General features: G+C 47.9%; 10 protein-coding genes. 5 read left to right on the forward strand and 5 right to left on the reverse strand.

Going from position 1 to position 15,798, the window contains the following annotated elements:
* Window positions 1-56 precede the first annotated feature (56 nt).
* From ELAC_RS09390 to ELAC_RS09400, 3 genes are all read left to right on the forward strand, one after another.
* The gene (locus ELAC_RS09390) at window positions 57-1,286 is read left to right on the forward strand and encodes an Ig domain-containing protein (protein ID WP_143406491.1); all 1,230 of its coding nucleotides are present in this window, start codon (window positions 57-59) and stop codon (window positions 1,284-1,286) included.
* A complete protein-coding gene (locus ELAC_RS09395; protein ID WP_158227863.1) occupies window positions 1,286-4,984 on the forward strand; it encodes a DEAD/DEAH box helicase in 3,699 nt (1,232 codons plus the stop codon). Before ELAC_RS09390 ends, ELAC_RS09395 begins: the two co-directional genes overlap by 1 nt.
* Before the next feature lie 70 nt (window positions 4,985-5,054).
* The gene (locus tag ELAC_RS09400; RefSeq protein WP_098039037.1) at window positions 5,055-5,471 is read left to right on the forward strand and encodes a hypothetical protein; all 417 of its coding nucleotides are present in this window, start codon (window positions 5,055-5,057) and stop codon (window positions 5,469-5,471) included.
* Window positions 5,472-5,655: 184 nt separating this feature from the next.
* On the opposite strand, the gene ELAC_RS09410 is transcribed toward ELAC_RS09400, so the two are convergent.
* The 4 genes from ELAC_RS09410 to ELAC_RS09425 all read right to left on the reverse strand — a co-directional run bounded on the left by ELAC_RS09410 (window position 5,656) and on the right by ELAC_RS09425 (window position 10,307).
* Window positions 5,656-7,053 carry an MATE family efflux transporter gene (locus ELAC_RS09410; protein ID WP_098039039.1) on the reverse strand — a complete coding sequence of 466 codons (1,398 nt, stop codon included), beginning with the start codon at window positions 7,051-7,053 and terminating at the stop codon, window positions 5,656-5,658.
* A gap of 398 nt (window positions 7,054-7,451) precedes the next feature.
* Window positions 7,452-8,741 carry a ribosome biogenesis GTPase Der gene (gene der / locus ELAC_RS09420; protein WP_239414485.1) on the reverse strand — a complete coding sequence of 430 codons (1,290 nt, stop codon included), beginning with the start codon at window positions 8,739-8,741 and terminating at the stop codon, window positions 7,452-7,454.
* Window positions 8,719-8,922 carry a GTPase gene (locus ELAC_RS11940; protein ID WP_239414487.1) on the reverse strand — a complete coding sequence of 68 codons (204 nt, stop codon included), beginning with the start codon at window positions 8,920-8,922 and terminating at the stop codon, window positions 8,719-8,721. Before ELAC_RS11940 ends, der begins: the two co-directional genes overlap by 23 nt.
* 191 nt (window positions 8,923-9,113) lie before the next feature.
* Window positions 9,114-10,307, reverse strand: a complete 1,194-nt coding sequence (locus ELAC_RS09425) for an F-box protein (RefSeq protein ID WP_098039041.1) — start codon at window positions 10,305-10,307, stop codon at window positions 9,114-9,116.
* 643 nt (window positions 10,308-10,950) lie between these two features.
* Here ELAC_RS09425 and ELAC_RS09430 point away from each other — a divergent pair.
* Both ELAC_RS09430 and ELAC_RS09435 read left to right on the forward strand, forming a co-directional pair.
* Window positions 10,951-12,819 (forward strand): SulP family inorganic anion transporter, encoded by a 1,869-nt coding sequence (locus ELAC_RS09430; RefSeq protein WP_098039042.1) that lies wholly within the window; start codon window positions 10,951-10,953, stop codon window positions 12,817-12,819.
* A 332-nt stretch (window positions 12,820-13,151) separates the two neighbouring features.
* The gene (locus ELAC_RS09435; protein ID WP_098039043.1) at window positions 13,152-13,418 is read left to right on the forward strand and encodes a hypothetical protein; all 267 of its coding nucleotides are present in this window, start codon (window positions 13,152-13,154) and stop codon (window positions 13,416-13,418) included.
* A gap of 79 nt (window positions 13,419-13,497) precedes the next feature.
* On the opposite strand, the gene ELAC_RS09440 is transcribed toward ELAC_RS09435, so the two are convergent.
* Window positions 13,498-14,760 carry an SH3 domain-containing protein gene (locus tag ELAC_RS09440; RefSeq protein ID WP_098039044.1) on the reverse strand — a complete coding sequence of 421 codons (1,263 nt, stop codon included), beginning with the start codon at window positions 14,758-14,760 and terminating at the stop codon, window positions 13,498-13,500.
* Window positions 14,761-15,798: the final 1,038 nt, after the last annotated feature.

Below are 15,798 nucleotides of genomic sequence, written 5' to 3' on the forward strand. Positions count from 1 at the left end.
TATTCGACAATGGAAGTTCACAAGCGATGATGAAATGTTTCTTTACAATAGCTCTCATGATAATCACTGCCTCCCTTCCCGCATGGGAAGTGGAATGTCTCGGCTGCAGATGTCATAACAGTGACAGCACGGACAAATTTTTAGTGGGAAGAGTCGTTCTCCAGCCGGAGAACATCAATCGGTTTTGCGCCACGTCCTTTTTATTAGAGGGATCACAAGATCTCTTCCGTGGAAGCGGTACAATCGGGCTTGATTTGAGTGCAGACGACAGGATGAAAGTGACAGGGGAGTGGTTAAGTCAAAACAGTAGTTTTAACTTCTGCTCTGGAACTAAAAAAAGGTGGATTCATCAGTGGGCCGCCGGTTTTGCCTATCAGCATCTTTTTTGCAATCCGTATATCCTCTCGTTCGACGCAGGGGTTTGCTATTCCCATGCGTTTGGCAGGTCTCTCGGAACAAAAGCCTGTTCAACGCAATCGGATGTGAAGCGCTATATCGCAGGGGCTAAAGCTTTTGACGCTACTTTGGGGGCTACATTTTTTTCATTCTGCGACGGGGTTCTTTCCCTGTTTGCCACTTACGACAAAGTGGAGTATAAGAAGAAATATTTTGAGGATAAAGAAGAGAAGGGATTCGGGGGAGGCGTAAAGCTGGTGCAGCCCGTTATTCCTTGCGTCGATCTTGTTGTGGGAGCTGAAGTGCGGCAGCCTTATAATTACTATAACGCCGAGCTGAACTGGGTCTCGGAGCTTTTCTGCTATGATTACACTCTGGGTCTTTTCGGAGCTTATACCCAAGGTAAGGGAGGGCTTTGCAACGATGGCAGGCTGGGTGTTCAGATCGCGGTAAATCTGGGTTCGACAAACTGCAGGGAGAGAGCGGCAAGTTGCGGCAATGGTTCAGGAAGATCGGTGATCGGCAGGGCGCTGGATTTCAACAATTGGGTAATGACACCGGCGGTCTATCGACCGAAGGTTCTTGCTGTCAAAGATCAAGACTGCGTCATTACTTGCGTTGCCCCTCAAGCTGTCGGCACAACATTCGACATTCTGGGTATCGAGGGTGAGATCAATACGTTCGAGGGGTATGAAGCTTTGATGGGATCAAACCTTTCCTTTTCTCTGACAGGATCTGTCCCTTCCGGAGTCACCGTGGATCAAACGACCGGCGTGATGATCGTTCCACCCACGCTCGAGGCTGGAGAATATAACTTCACCCTGAGAGGTGTTAACCAATGCGGGAGCGCCACCACTCCTGTGTTTCTTGTGATCGTACGTGTAGGCTGATGAAGGAACCAACGGAGAGGATCAGAGAATTTGCGGCACTGGCCAGGAGCCTCCTTGAAGACGGGGCTCTCAAGGACCTGTTCTTTTCCCTGGGGTCATATCAGGCAGAATTTAGTGTGGAGGGCTCGCCTCATTCCATTTTCAGCTTCGTCCAGATCGGTAAATCAAGGGAGCTGAAAGATTTTTTCTGCACCTGCAGTGAAAGTGATTCGGAAGACAGTTGCGTCCATGTTGCTGCTTTGTATCAGTTGATCATGGATGATAATGGAGTTCCCCTGCATGAGGCTTACAGCCGCTCCATCTACCGTGCCATTTCCCGGCTTCTATTTGAGAAAAATGCCGGCGTTCCCAAAATCACAAGGCGCACTCTAGTACCTGTCCGCTCTTCGTCGGGAGCTAAAATTGCCCATATTACACTGATCAGCGACGACGGCAGGCGGTATTTCAAAGAAGTGTTTGAGCGCGAAGAGGGCGCGGCGGAGGGCGGGCTTTGGGGACTGTCACTCGATGAAGGAGAAGATCTTTTTTTGCCCGGCAGCGAATTGGAGCTGCAGTTTGAGCAGTCTCATTGGAATGAATTCGGGAAAAAGCTTTTTTTTCTAAAACGATGCGGTGGAGGCAGTGAAGGGTGCGAGTGTGAAAAGAGCGGACTTCCCCGCCGGCTTTTTTTAATGCTCAAGGATGTCAAGCTCGAGGTGGATGTCGCAAAAAAGGATCTGCCGCAGCTGGTCCCCTACTTACCTGAATTTAGCGAAGACTATCCGGTCAAAGATCTTGCCGGGGAGAAGCTGATCCGCTCAGTCTACCACGAAAATAGCTCAATCCTGGAGTTGATTCCCGATCACGATGAGCGGCCGCTTTCCTTTCAAGGGAAAGAGGGCATTCACATTCCGGGATGGCTCTTCATCAAGGGAACGGGGTTTATCAAAGAGGAGTTTCTTTTCGACTCTTCAAGAATAGCTTTGAAGGGCGCCATTCCCGATACACTCAAGAAATATCAAAATGAAATTGAGTCGCGTCCCAAAAACTTTTCAATCTCCTCAACTCCAAAACAAGTCAAATATAAGCTGGCTTTTACCGAAGAGTGGAGCCTCTCCATATCAGCTTACATCTTTGAAAAGGGAGACTTGCAGCTTCCGGCATCGTGGCTGCTCAATGACTTGGCATATATCCAGGGAATGGGGTTCGTTTTTACAAAAGAAAGGGTATTCACCAAAGCCCGTTTTCAGATTTCTCAAGACCATGTGATCTCATTCATTCATGAAAGGCGCAGTTGGCTAAGTCAGATTAAAGGGTTTGAGTTACATCCTGGAGCCTTTGAGAGCGAGCTGGATTATTCTCTCACGGATGAGGGTAATTTGATGTTCCGCCCACGAACCAAGGCGGAGAAAGGAAGGAGGATCAAGGAATTCGGCCCCTGGGTTTATGTGGAGGGTTTGGGATTTTTTTCCAAGGAGCCGGGAGTCCAAACGTTTTCGATCAGGCCCGATTCGATGGTGACTAAAGAACATATTCCTCTTTTTATCCGGGAGAAGAGAGACGAACTGAAGATGATCAGGGGATTTTTTTTAGCGGACTGTCCCATCGAAGAAGTTACTTTGGAGTTAAAGCCGGAGGGCAATGACAGACTGATGGTCCGCCCCCAATTTGTTTTTGGCGCGTCCTTCTCCGGGAAGCGTGTCCGCTTTTTTGAGGATGCCGTCTATGTGGAAGATGAGGGATTTTTTGAATTGCCTCCGCATCTAAGGTTACCTGATGAGTATCGAACAGAGAAGATCTTAAATAAACAAGAGATAGCCTCCCTCTTCAACGATGATTTCGAAAAGCTGCGACGTTTCATTCCTATACTGGATGCTTCCCTAAAGAAGCCGAGCCTGCTGAAATTGTTCATTACCAAAGCGCAAATTGATGAAAAGAGGGGTAGAGGCTGGTACCTGCTGCAGATTATCTTTGGTTCCGAGTACGGAAAAGTGCCGCTATATTTGCTCTGGAAGGCCAAAAAAACTGGGGACAGGTTTCTTTTCACCAAGGCTGGGATGATCGATTTGGAAGATTCCAGATTTCGGTTTCTCAACGCATTTAAAGCATCCCACTTTGAAAAGAAAAGCGGCGCCATCATCTTGTCGGCTCTCGACTTCTACCGGCTCGATGCGTTGGAGGAAATTGAGTGCAGCCTTTTGGATAGCGAGGATACGAAAAGCTCCGAAGAAGCGATCAACCAGCTGAGGCAGTTCAAGGTGACCGAGAAACTGGATCTTTCCTATCTCTCATCCGAGCTTAGGCCCTACCAGCAGACGGGAGTGGAGTGGCTCTGGTTCCTTTATATATATGGCCTTTCGGGCCTGCTCTGCGATGATATGGGACTCGGTAAAACGCATCAGGCGATGGCACTGATCTCTTCCGCCATTTCCTTAACGAAAAACGAAGCCGGTTCAGCACCTCCCAAAGTGCTGATCATATGCCCGGCCTCAGTGATTCACCACTGGGAAGATAAGCTCAAAGCTTTCATGCCCGCTCTGAATGCGGCCATCTACCATGGGATCGAGCGCTCTTATGAAGCGGTAATCGGTTCTGCAGACCTCATCATCACAACGTATGGTGTCGTCAGAAAAGATATCGCATTGCTTTCGGAAACGCCCTTTTTAATAGCCATCTTCGATGAGATTCAAATCGCAAAAAATAAAGAGAGCCGTATCAATTCCACGCTGAAGAAAATTGATGCGGGAATGAAAGTAGGTTTGACGGGCACGCCGGTCGAAAACAATCTCAACGAATTGAAGGCTCTTTTCGATATTGTGCTTCCAGGGTATATGCCAGGAGAGTCCGACTTTCGGGAGCGTTACATCAAACCGATCAGCAAAGAGAATAAAACGGAAGCCAAGACCGCCTTGAAGAGGCTGATCAGACCCTTTGTCTTACGAAGGAAAAAGAATGAAGTGCTGCTGGAGCTGCCTGAGAAAACCGAGGAGGTCTCTCATTGCGATCTGTCGAACGAACAAGTTGAGCTCTATAACGGGGTGATGGCCGGTTCCAGAGAAGTTCTTTTGAAATCGCTGTCCGACGACTCTTCCGATATCCCCTATTTCCATATTTTTGCGCTGCTGACTCAGTTGAAGAGAATTTGCGACCACCCTGCCCTTTTCTTAAAATCTATGGATGACTACGAAAAGCACTCTTCGGGTAAGTGGGATCTTTTCGTTGAGCTGATGACCGAAGCTTTTGAAAGCGGCCAAAAAGTTGTTGTCTTCTCGCAGTATCTCGGGATGCTGGACATTATGAAAAACTATCTGACTGCAAGCAATATCGGCTTTGCCATGATCAAGGGAACGACCAAAAACCGGGGCGAGGAGATCCGCAGGTTCAACGAAGACGAGGGGTGCCGCGTTTTCTTGAGCTCCCTTCTGGCCGGCGGCTTGGGGATTGATTTGACGGCAGCCTCCGTCGTCATTCACTACGACAGATGGTGGAATGCCGCCCGGGAGAACCAGGCTACCGACAGGGTGCACCGGATAGGTCAAACACGCGGCGTTCAGGTTTTCAAGCTGGTGACGAAAAACACGTTCGAAGAGCGGATCGATGAGATCATCAGCAAAAAGGGGCGCCTGGCTGACGAAATAGTCGCCAGTGAAGAGGGTGTGCTCCGGCTTTTCTCACGAAGCGAGCTGCGCGCTCTGCTCGATTATTCCAGTACTCTATAAAAGCTTAAACTACTCTTTAAATATAGTTAATACCATTTGTTTATAATTAATTTAAACAAAGGGGTTAACTATGAGTATTCATTCCACTACCGGCACAGCGATTTATATCCCTGTCTGTTCATCAAAACATTGTTGCAGCGGGGGCCAAAAACCGCACCATTTGACTCTGGCCAACCTCGATACCACGGACCGAAAGATAGTTGAGTTGACGATGAAAAGGATTAAAAAGTGCATCCAGACAAATCATTTTCTCATGGACACGCCTAAGGGGAAAATAGTGTCCTATCAGATCGGAGGAAGCGGGCCTAACTCCACTTTCCTGACAGGGGATGTTGAGTCATTCAAGCAGTCGCTGGACGTTTATCTCAGGCTGGATCCGGTGATCGCAAAGCACTTAAACCCCTACCGTCCGGCCCATGTCGACAGGTATAACCGCCCTGTTATGTACTATAAGAATTTCAAAGTGGAAAATCTAAAGACCATGTAATGGTTGTAATAAAACTCAATTCAGCAAACAAATCATGTGATTTCAGTTTTAGTACACTATACCGAAAGTATCTCAAAGCCAAAAAACAAATTTTGACACACTTTCGGTATATGAGCCGGCTTGCAATGTCTCAATCCCGAGACTTTCTCATAGCCAAAAAAACAAATTTTGAGGCGCTTTCGGTCTAAGGAGCCTGTCTATGCACTTCATGCCGGCGCTGCAGGGCGACCCCGAACTTTGATTTGTAGCGGATGGAGTAGGTGATAAGGCAGATGATGCTGTACAGCAGTAGCGCCAGGTAGGCCTGTTCAACGCCTCCCTGCATGAAGACCACAATGCCGAACACAGGCAGAATATACGCTCCGGCGATAAGTCCAACACCGGCCTTCATCAAAAACCTGGTGTCGAGCGCCGCGGTTAGATGCCCGGTCAGAATACGTGAAATCCCAAAAAACAGAAAAAAGAGACTCATCAGTAAAAAGCAATTTCCTGCCATGGTAAGAAAATGAGTGTTGCTGAGGAGGGTTTCGTCTCGTTCATTGAAAAATAGATCGACGATCGTGTCCGAGAAAAGACAGACGAAGAGGAGCAACAGGGCGGAAAATAGCACCTGCAGAGTGACTGCCGCTCTTAGCACTTTCGGGATATAATTGGGCTCTTTAGCTCCAAGCAAGTTGGCTGAGACGGTGGAAACGCCCCTTGAGAGTCCGTCAATTAAGAACATGATCAGGAAGTAGAAACTCTGTACCATGGAGGCCACAGTCCATTCGAGAGCGCCTGAAAACGAGAGAATTTTAAAAAAACTAAAATGGGCCGCTACTTCCACCGTGAGCAGGATAGCCGATGGAAGTCCCACATTGATGCACTGCAGCATCAGCGGAAGATCGACTGGCTGAGGCGCTGTCCCATACTTTTCCCGCATATCACGCCGGAAAAAAAGAAGGGAGAGTCCTAAAATATTGACCGCTTCGGCAGTTCCGGTGGCGATGGCTGCGCCTTTGATTCCAAGAGGGGGGATGGGGCCTGCGCCGAATATCAAAATAAAATCCAACAAGACATTCAGCACATTGGCGATGAGGCAAAAGAGGGTAACCACTTTCATCTTTCCCGATCCGACAAAGAATCCGGCTAAAGCAACGTTGAGGCAGAACAGGGGCGAATAGACCATCAGCATCCAAAAATAGGAAGATTCCTCATGATAAAGCGGCGATCCCTGGAAAATTAAAGGGGGGAGAAAAAATCCTGCTGCGAGGAAAAAGGGGGTAGTCAATATTGAAAACCAGATCATTTGCCAGACGGGCTTGCCAAGCTCCGTCAACCTGCTTTCACCGTGAAACCTGCCGACAAACACTTCAGAGATCGCGGCAATGGCCATAAAGAGCAGAATAACCGCATAGGCGGCGGTGCCTGAACTGGTCGCAGCATTGAGTGAGTCAACGGAATAGCGTGAGAGAAGCAGCCGGTCGACAAACAGCATCACGCTGGCCGACATGAGACCTACGATGAGCGGCCACGAGACGTTCCATATTTCGCTGATGGAACCTACCGGATGGCGTGTCAGCTGATAATGAGGTCGGCTCATGCTTTGTCTGCTCGTTAAGAGGATCCTGTCTGATTGATTGGACTGGCATTATACCGAAAGCCTATCAAAATTTGGGGTTTTGGCCTTGAGAAAGCCTCGGGATTGAAAGCCGGTAAGTCATCCATACTTCATTATGGGGTGGTTATCAATCTTTCAATCCCGGAGGGCGTTCTCTTTGCTAAAAACCAAATTTTGAGACACTTTCGGTATGGAACTCCATTACTAGAGGCTGCCACCACCTCAAAGGATACGATTTCAGTGCGTGGAAAGTCTCGTAGGAATTCTAAATGGATTTTTGAATTCAAGAGGCTGCAATAGGCTGTGTTTTCAGCGTAATCGCATGACTCCTTCAATTTTCAACGACTTGAGATTGCAAAAGATACAATATTAAGTCAATTCTATCGATTGCTGTCTTCTTGCTCAAGCTCCTCGTCGAGATCATAATCTTCCGCCTCAAAATCATCATCCAATTCAAGCCCGGATGAGTCGTCCTGGACGGAGTGTTGCGGGTGGGATGCCTGCACTTCGTTTTGGAGTCTTTGCGCTCCCTTTTGCTTCAACCGGTCTTTAATGTGGATAATCAGCGGTACTCCCTGGAATCCAAACTCCTTGCGGAATTGGTTGAAAATGTATTTTTTATAGGATTGGGTCAAAAGGTCGGCATAGTTTACAAAAAGGACGAAACGGGGCGGAGCTGTCTCCACCTGAGTCAGGTAGTAGATACGCAGCCTCTTGCCTGTGATGAGAGGGGGGTGGTTAAGCTGCATCGCCTTTTGGAGGAATGTGTTCAGACGGTGGGTCGAGATGCGCTCGTTTAACTGGGTGGCAACTTGCTCGATCAGAGGGAAAATTTGCTCCAGGTTTCTTCCGCTTTTCGCTGAAATGAAGAGCATCGGGCAGTGCCTTAAAAAGGGCACCAGCTCTTCCAAATTTCGGCGGAAGTGCTCCATGCGCACTTCTTTGACGAGGTCCCACTTATTGATCAGAATGATGCAACCCTTGCCTGCCTCTTCTATCATGTTGGCGATGCGTTTTTCCTGAAATGTCATTCCTTCGGTTGCATCGATTAAAAGCAGAGCCAGTGAGCAGCGGTCGATGGATTCTTTGGTGCGGATAAAGGCAAACTTATCCACAACTTCATGTTCTTTATTCTTTTTGCGGATACCTGCGGTGTCGATGAAGAGATATTCGCGGCCGTTCCGGACAACCGGTATATCGATGCTGTCTCTTGTCGTTCCCGGGATCGGGCTCACGATCATGCGGTCTTCTTTGATGATCTTATTGATCAGCGAGGATTTGCCGACGTTGGGCCTTCCCACGATGGCAATCTCGACGGGCAGCGTTGGTTTGTTTACCTCAGCGCACTCTTCCGCTTTTTCTTCTGGTAGTTCTGCAAGGGCGGCTTCGAGTAGTTCGGCAATCTGCCAGTTTTGAGCTGCGGACACTGCCACTACTTTGCTGATACCCAGCTTGTAGAAGTCGCCGAGCATGAACGTCTGCGAAGGGTCGTCAACTTTGTTGACAGCGAGGCAAACAGGTTTTCCTGTTTGCAAAAGAAGGTCTGCCAGTTCCAAATCGAGTTCCGTCGCGCCGATTTTTCCGTCGACAACCATGATCAGGCTATCGGCTTCTACGATGGCGGCCTTGGCTTGTCTTTTCACTTCTTCATTGAAGGGAGCTTTCGACACCGCCGGTATCGATCAGAGTAAATACGCTTCCAAAGCAGTCCGTGTCCGCATAGATCAGATCCCGGGTTACGCCCTCTTGTTCATCGACGATCGATTTACGTTTTTTTAAGATGGCGTTGAATAGTCTGGATTTACCAACGTTAGGTCTGCCGACTACGGCAATTTTGGGGATTTTGCGCATGAGAATTGATGTTTTAGGTGAAAATTTGTTAATATTTTTTTTAGTTTAGCAAAACACCTGTTTTTTATAAATGTATTTCTGTGGTGCTATAAATTTATAGCCGCGGTTATACCGAAAGTATCTAAAAATTTGGGCTTCCTCTTTGCCAAATGCCAAGCTCCGAGACACTTTCGGCACCTATCGATGCGGCATTAACGCAAGATTGTGATTCCCTGAAGCGAAAGGGGGATTTTTGTCACATCTAGATAGGACAGGGGGATATCCAGGATTTGAAGAGCTGGCACATGCGCTAAGTTTTTTAACTCATCTCTCTCAAGCGAATTACACTCCTCGAGGGTTAGCTTCACAAGACGCGGTGTGTACACAAGGTGTTTCAGGGCATCCTTTTCCAGTGAGGTTTTGGCAATGGCCAGGATTTCGAGCTTTGGTACATGCACAAGGTGTCTCAGCGAGTCCTCTCCGATTCTGGCGCAGCGGTCAAGAGTTAAGCTCTTAAGACCTGTCACATGTGCGAGATTTTTCAACGCATCTCCCTCAAGCGAGAAACAGTGGCTAATGCTCAGGTGCTGAAGAGCTGTTATGTGCGCGAGGTTTTTAAGGGCGTCTTTTTCGATTGAAAAGAAGCTGGTTATGCTTAGCTTCTGAAGATACGGGATGTGGGCAAGATTCTTCAGTGCATCGCCTTGGATTTTTTGACTTGCAATCACTAATTCAAGGAGATGGGGGCAGTTTTTCGTCACTCGTTCCAAGCAGTCGTTGTCAAAATCCGGGAAGCCGGTGAAGTTGGCATAGCGGAGATCGGATCGGTGGGGATGGTTGCTGAGCCAGTCGACTGCTTGCGCCGCTTTGCGATTGTGGCTCGGCTTCGCCCTGCCCAGCATTCTCGACTGAGTGTTGATTGCGTTGATTTGTGCTTTGGCGGCAGTTTCGTTCCAGAGAGTTGTGACGCATCGGAGGAGGGCAAGGTCTGGGAAGGGAATCCTCTCAAAAATAAGGACGACTATATCCGTAGGCAGTAGCTTCATGGGGTCTTGGGATAGGGGGTGCGCTTCGATGATCTTGTCGCAGAGCGATGAGATGGCCGCCATGTCCCTTTCCTCGGAGCAGATGCCGCTCGCGAGTGCTCTCTTGAAGATCTGAGTTAAAGCGCTGAGCACCGGGAGAGTGAGGGCCTTGCTTTGACGATTGAGGGCGGTGAGTTGTGGCTCGGGAGACGCAGGGGGAATTTCTGCGACAAACTCTTTGCCAGCGTGAATGTGCGCGGCAATTGCGGCAATCTTCTCTTGCAGCTCATCTTGTGTGCAGCCCGGCAAGGAATTCATGGGAGTGGTGAATACTGGTCTAGCAGGATGCAGCAAAGCGGGCGGAATAGCAGTTGTTGTCATGAGATTCCTTTCTTATCAAATACTGTAAAGTATATCAATATACTGTAAGATATTTAATATATGTAAATCAATTTCTGCCGGCTTATGTGCAAGTGTCGCGCAATTGACATTTTCAAGGCTCAATGCCAAATTTTGAGACACTTTCGGTATATAGAATTCAGTGCAGGTTAATTTACTAGGATTTAAAGAAATCGACAGGCATGGTAGAATAGTGGGCTCCTTTTGTTGAAATCTAGAGACAAGAGAGAGTCCTGCTCATTTCGGTCGTTTCAACGTCTCCACTCCGTATTAAGGTTTGAAGTAGCTTATACCGAAAGTATCTCAAAAATTGGGATTTTGGCTTTGAGAAAGCCAATTTGTGAGACACTTTCGGTATATATCGAAAGTATTTCAAAATTTAGGATTTTAGCTTTGAGAAAACCTCGGGATTGAAAGATGACAAGTCACCTCATATTTCTAATATTAGGTGACTTGTCATCTTTCAATCTTGGCGAGCTTTCTCTTTGCCAAAAACCAAATTTTGAGACACTTTTGGTGTAAAAGAGTTTTTGGTGCATTTTTTAAGCATTTGTTGAAGACGAGGGAAGATTGATTCCCGAAATGAATAGATGGATTTCAATGACAGGGCTATTTGAAGAAGGCCATGGCAAGCAGACACTATTTTGATGACATTGCATTCACTTCCTTACGAGAAGACCTTGAAGGTGTTTCTAAGGGGTCATTGAGGAGCGATCTGATGGCGGCATTCACTGTTGCCCTCCTCACTATCCCTCAAACGCTGGCCTATGCCCTTGTCGCTGGACTTCCCCTTTCCACCGCCATCTATTCGGCGATTTTTTCTGCAGCCATCGCCTCCTTTTTCGGGTGCTCCAGGCATCTGGTCGTGGGCCCAAGCAACGCGATCGCGATCATGCTCCAGGCAGGTCTTGCCGATGTGATGCAAGGAGATATGCGAGCCACATCGGGCTGGGAAAGGGAAATGCTGCAAGTGGAGCTTTTGGCGCAACTTGCCTTTTTAGTAGCTCTCTTGCAGGGGGGATTTGCATTTTTCAAGCTGGGCAGGCTGACCAATTTTGTGAGCCATTCCGTCGTTGTCGGCTATCTGCTCGGAGTGGCCTTTGCCGTTATCGTGACGCAAGGCTACGTACTGCTTGGAATACCCTCTCCTGAGGGGGGTGCAACCGTTTATGAGAAGGCAAGGGCGCTAGTTTCGGGTCTCAAAGACACCCATTTTTCAACGCTGCTCATCGGCTGCCTGTCCCTGTTTACCTTGGTCGGGATTAAAAAATGGGATTCTAAACTACCTGCCGGCGCTATTATGATTGCGTTTGTCAGCCTCTTCCTGTTTCTTGAAAAGACGATCGTTGTTTTAAGCGCTGAGGATATGGAGTGGATGGATGATGACCTTTTTCAAATCGCTGTCGTCTCCGATACTGCGATGTTGACGCAGCTGACGCCCCACCTGTTCCTACCGGATTTTAACCTGAAGGTGTTAAACCAGCTGCTGCCGTTCGCGTTCGCGATCGCGCTGATTGGTATTTTAGAGTCATCCTCAATTGCAAAATCGATCGCTGCATCGTCGGGGCAAAGGCTCTCGATCAATCAGGAGACTTTGGGGCTCTCTGTGGGAAACTTGGTTTCCTCTCTGTTCGGGGCGATGCCGATATCGGGCAGTCCGACACGCAGCGCGCTGAATTACTCCTCAGGGGCGAAAAGCCGCTTTGCGGCCATACTGTGCTCGTTGATCGTGGCCTCCATCATGCTGCTCTTTGTCGGCCTCATCGGTTATATTCCTCTTGCGGCTCTGGCAGCTCTTTTGATTGTCTCAACCCCCAGGATCGTCGATCCGGCACAGCTCAGGTTGTGCCTCCGCGCCACGCGATCGGATGCCGCAGTCCTTTGGATCACATTCATCTCCTGCCTTTTCTTTGACTTAAACGTCGCCTTTTATATCGGCATCGCGCTCTCCATCACCCTCTACCTTAAAAAGGCGGCGATTCCCGAACTGCTCGAGTTTACCATCGATGAAAAGGGAAGCTTAAGGCAGATCCAGCAAAGGGAGCGTAAAGAGAACCGAATCCGGATCGTCAAGGTCGAGGGAGAGCTGTTTTTTGGAGCCGCCGAGCTATTTCACACGACACTCAAAGGGTTGGCGCAAGGAGGAGAGCGGAAGGCTATCATCTTGCAGCTGAAAAACGCCCGGGATATGGATGCTACCTCCTGCCTGGCGCTCCGTCAGCTCGCCAGCCACCTTAAGTCAAAAGGGCACGCCCTGTTCGCTTGCGGGATGACCGCTGAGGTGTGGCAGGTGTTTTTAGACTCCGCCATCGCCGACGAGATGGGCAGAGGCAATCTATTTCCGTTCGATCCCGCCAATCCCAACCGGCATATGCAGCTCGCCTGGGAGCGGGCAAACGCATTTGTCGAAGGCACTTTAAGCCTTGAAGAGGAAATCACTCCTGAAGAAAACCCGGTTGTTTTACAAGAAGCTAAAGTCAAAGGGGCTTCATAGAGATTTTCCAAAAATTGCAATGCCGGGTTTGGTTATAAACTGAAAGTGTCTCAAAATTTGGCTTTTGGCTTTGAGAACTTCGAGGTATTGAACGCTTGTGATCCACCCCATATTTCTAATATTAGGAGACTTGCATTCTGTCGGTTTTGGAGTGCTGTCTCTCTGTCAAAACCGCATTTCGAGTCAATTTCGGGATATGGTTACTGAAATTGGATAATCAGTTATACCGAAATATCTCGGAAATTGGCCTGGAGCTTTTCACGTTGCTAAACCTTAAGTTCCGCGATCGGTTCGGTATGAAAATTATGTAACTTCTAATGAGGAGAGACGCTATGAAAGAGATTAAGCATTTTGCAATCGGTCAGTCGGCAAAGACTCTGGCCCTTATTGCGACCCTGGCATCTGCCATTTTTGTGATTCCGATGCTTCTGTATCTCATGTTGCTTGAGGGGGACGCTGTGCAGTTTAAGTTTTTATCGGTGCTTGTCATCCCTGTCTTTTATGGCATCTTAACGTACCTGCTCTGGGCCGTGATGTTCTTTCTTTATAATTGGGTTGCCAAACGTTTTGGAGGCATCAAGTTTCAAATCGAGGAGTGAGGGGCTGCTGTAAAAGGGCTCTCATGATAAGAAGATGCCCGCCAGGAGCGGGCATCTTGGAAATTCTAGACTCGTCGAATTACTCTGCCGAGATGACAAAGTAGGCAGGGAAAGCAAAGTTATTGTTGGGCCTTGTTGATCCGATCAGCACCATATCTTTGCCGATGAGTTCATGCAGGTTGACAACCGTGCTGTAAAGGAACGCGATCGGCCTTCCCTGAGGATTGACAAGGAGAAAGTCGCCGGGTTTGTTTTTGACATTCTTCGTATAGGGTTCGATCGTCCCTCTCAAAGTCACACCTTCGAGTCTCTGCTCATCGTAGAAGGATTCAATCGGTCTTGTTCCTTCTTTCTCCATCCAGCTGAGATAGAGCTCTCTTTCCTGATTCATCCAGTAGGGTGCAGCAGAGTTGGCCAGGGCGGCAGGCATCTGCTCGGTATGGATCTGCTGCTCAAGCTGGGCCAGCCTCTTTTGCTGTTCTTTCATCTTCTGCTCAAGAGTTTGTTTTTCCACTTCGAGTTTTTCGGCGTGGATGATCTTTCCGGATTGCGCCTCGAGATAGGCCATTTTACGCTTGATATAGTCGTCTTTAAAGCTCTTCAGGAGGGTTTCGGCTTTTGCTTTTTCCTCTTCGAGTTCTGGATAGTCTGAGAGGACCTTCTCATAATGCTTGACGATGAATTCATAGTTGATTTGCGGAAAGTCGTTCAGATTCTCGGATGCCCTTGCAGCAGCGTCCATGAGGTCTTTGACTTCGGCTTTCTTTCTCTGCAGCATTGTCAGGTAATTTTTGTCACCGACTCGCTTGACAAAGTCTTTGCTGACAAAGAAGCGAACGGTCTGCGGCAGGGAAATTTCAATCCACTTGCTGTTGGATGCGGCGATCTGTCCATTGACCTTATCACCGGAGTTCAGCTGGGTAAGCACCGGGCTGTCGGTATTCGGTTCCATCCGCACGTTGACCTTGCTGCCTTCGATCACCCCTTCCAGCACAAAGGTGCGGAACACATATCCTTTTACCTCTTCAGGGGGTTTGACAGCGTAGAAATCATCTTCTTCGCCTTCAATGACCAGGAAATCGCCCTGTGTTAGCTCTTTTACAATGGGGCTGTCCGTTCCGGGAAGAACCCGCATTCTCACCTTGTTTTTAGAAATCTTCCCTGTGAACGCTGTGAAAGGGGGTTTTTTTGCTTCGGATTTTTCGGTAGAGGGCGTTGTATTGATGTCCTTGAGGTGAGTGCTCGACTCTTTTGGCAACGGGGTTGATGCAGAGGGAGCGCCTTGCAGGCAGCTTGCCACAAAGCATCCAGCGATGGGCAGTAGGTGGTTCCATTTCAGCATGAGAGACTCCTTGGATGTATGGGGGACAGTTCATCATGAAGGCAGAGAGTGAGACTGTCCTTCTGTTCGAGATGGTGGTCAACGTAAAGCGATAATATTAGGGTTTGACTATAAAAAATTCAAGGTCAGCAGAGAATCTTTTGCAAAGTAAACAGGTTTGTTGTGAGTAAAATGTTTTTTCAATGTCCTGTGGTTAATTATTAATTTTAGCTATATAATTACCGGTTAATTTGTATTTAGCTGTGATATGTGACTAAATATTAAAATTTACGCTGATCTTTGAAGGGGTGTAAGAGATGGCTGGCAGGTTTGGTCGCTGTCGATTTTAGAGTTCATTTGAACAAATTTTGATAGGCTGTCGGTGTATTTTGGCGGATCACTGTCAACTTTTGCATAGCGTCCCCCGAAAAACGGTCAAAAAGTGGTCAAAATAATCCTCAGATCGACGAAATTCGAATTCGTTAACAGTTCCTAAGTGTTTGACTGAAACTTTTTGCCGGGAAGGATTGTTATAATTTAATTAAACGGTAAACTGTGGTAAGATCTTTGTACTATGCAGCTTTACTGAGAGTATCTCAATATTTGGCAGGGTCTTTGCGAAAGGCTCGGGACCGAAAGGTTGTAAGTTGACTCATGCTTCTAGTAGTAGGTGACTTACATTCTTTCAATTTTGGAGAGCTTTCTCTTTGCCAAAAACCAAATTATGAGATACTTTCGGTATAGGCTGATGGGATAGCTCTTTTGGGTTTGGGAGCCTGCCTTAAAACTCAAATCGGTAAGCTGTGCTGCTCCAAAGGGGTTTAAGCCTCGAAAAAAAATTCAGAATATTGGATTAATATGCTGAAATTTTTTTTCGGACGCTTAAAGCCCTATGGAGCAGATAGCTCCTGCGATTTCAGCTTTAAGGCAGGCTCTAAAAGCCTGTTGACGGATTCGGACTTTGGGGATAGATATTACCTCTTTTTGATTCTTTTGCCGGGTCGGAGGCGGAAGCTGACAGTGGTTCGGGAGATGAAATCGGAAACGGGTTCACCCAAG

Origin of the sequence: Estrella lausannensis, assembly GCF_900000175.1 — a bacterium.
Classification (GTDB): Bacteria; Chlamydiota; Chlamydiia; order Chlamydiales; family Criblamydiaceae; genus Estrella; species Estrella lausannensis.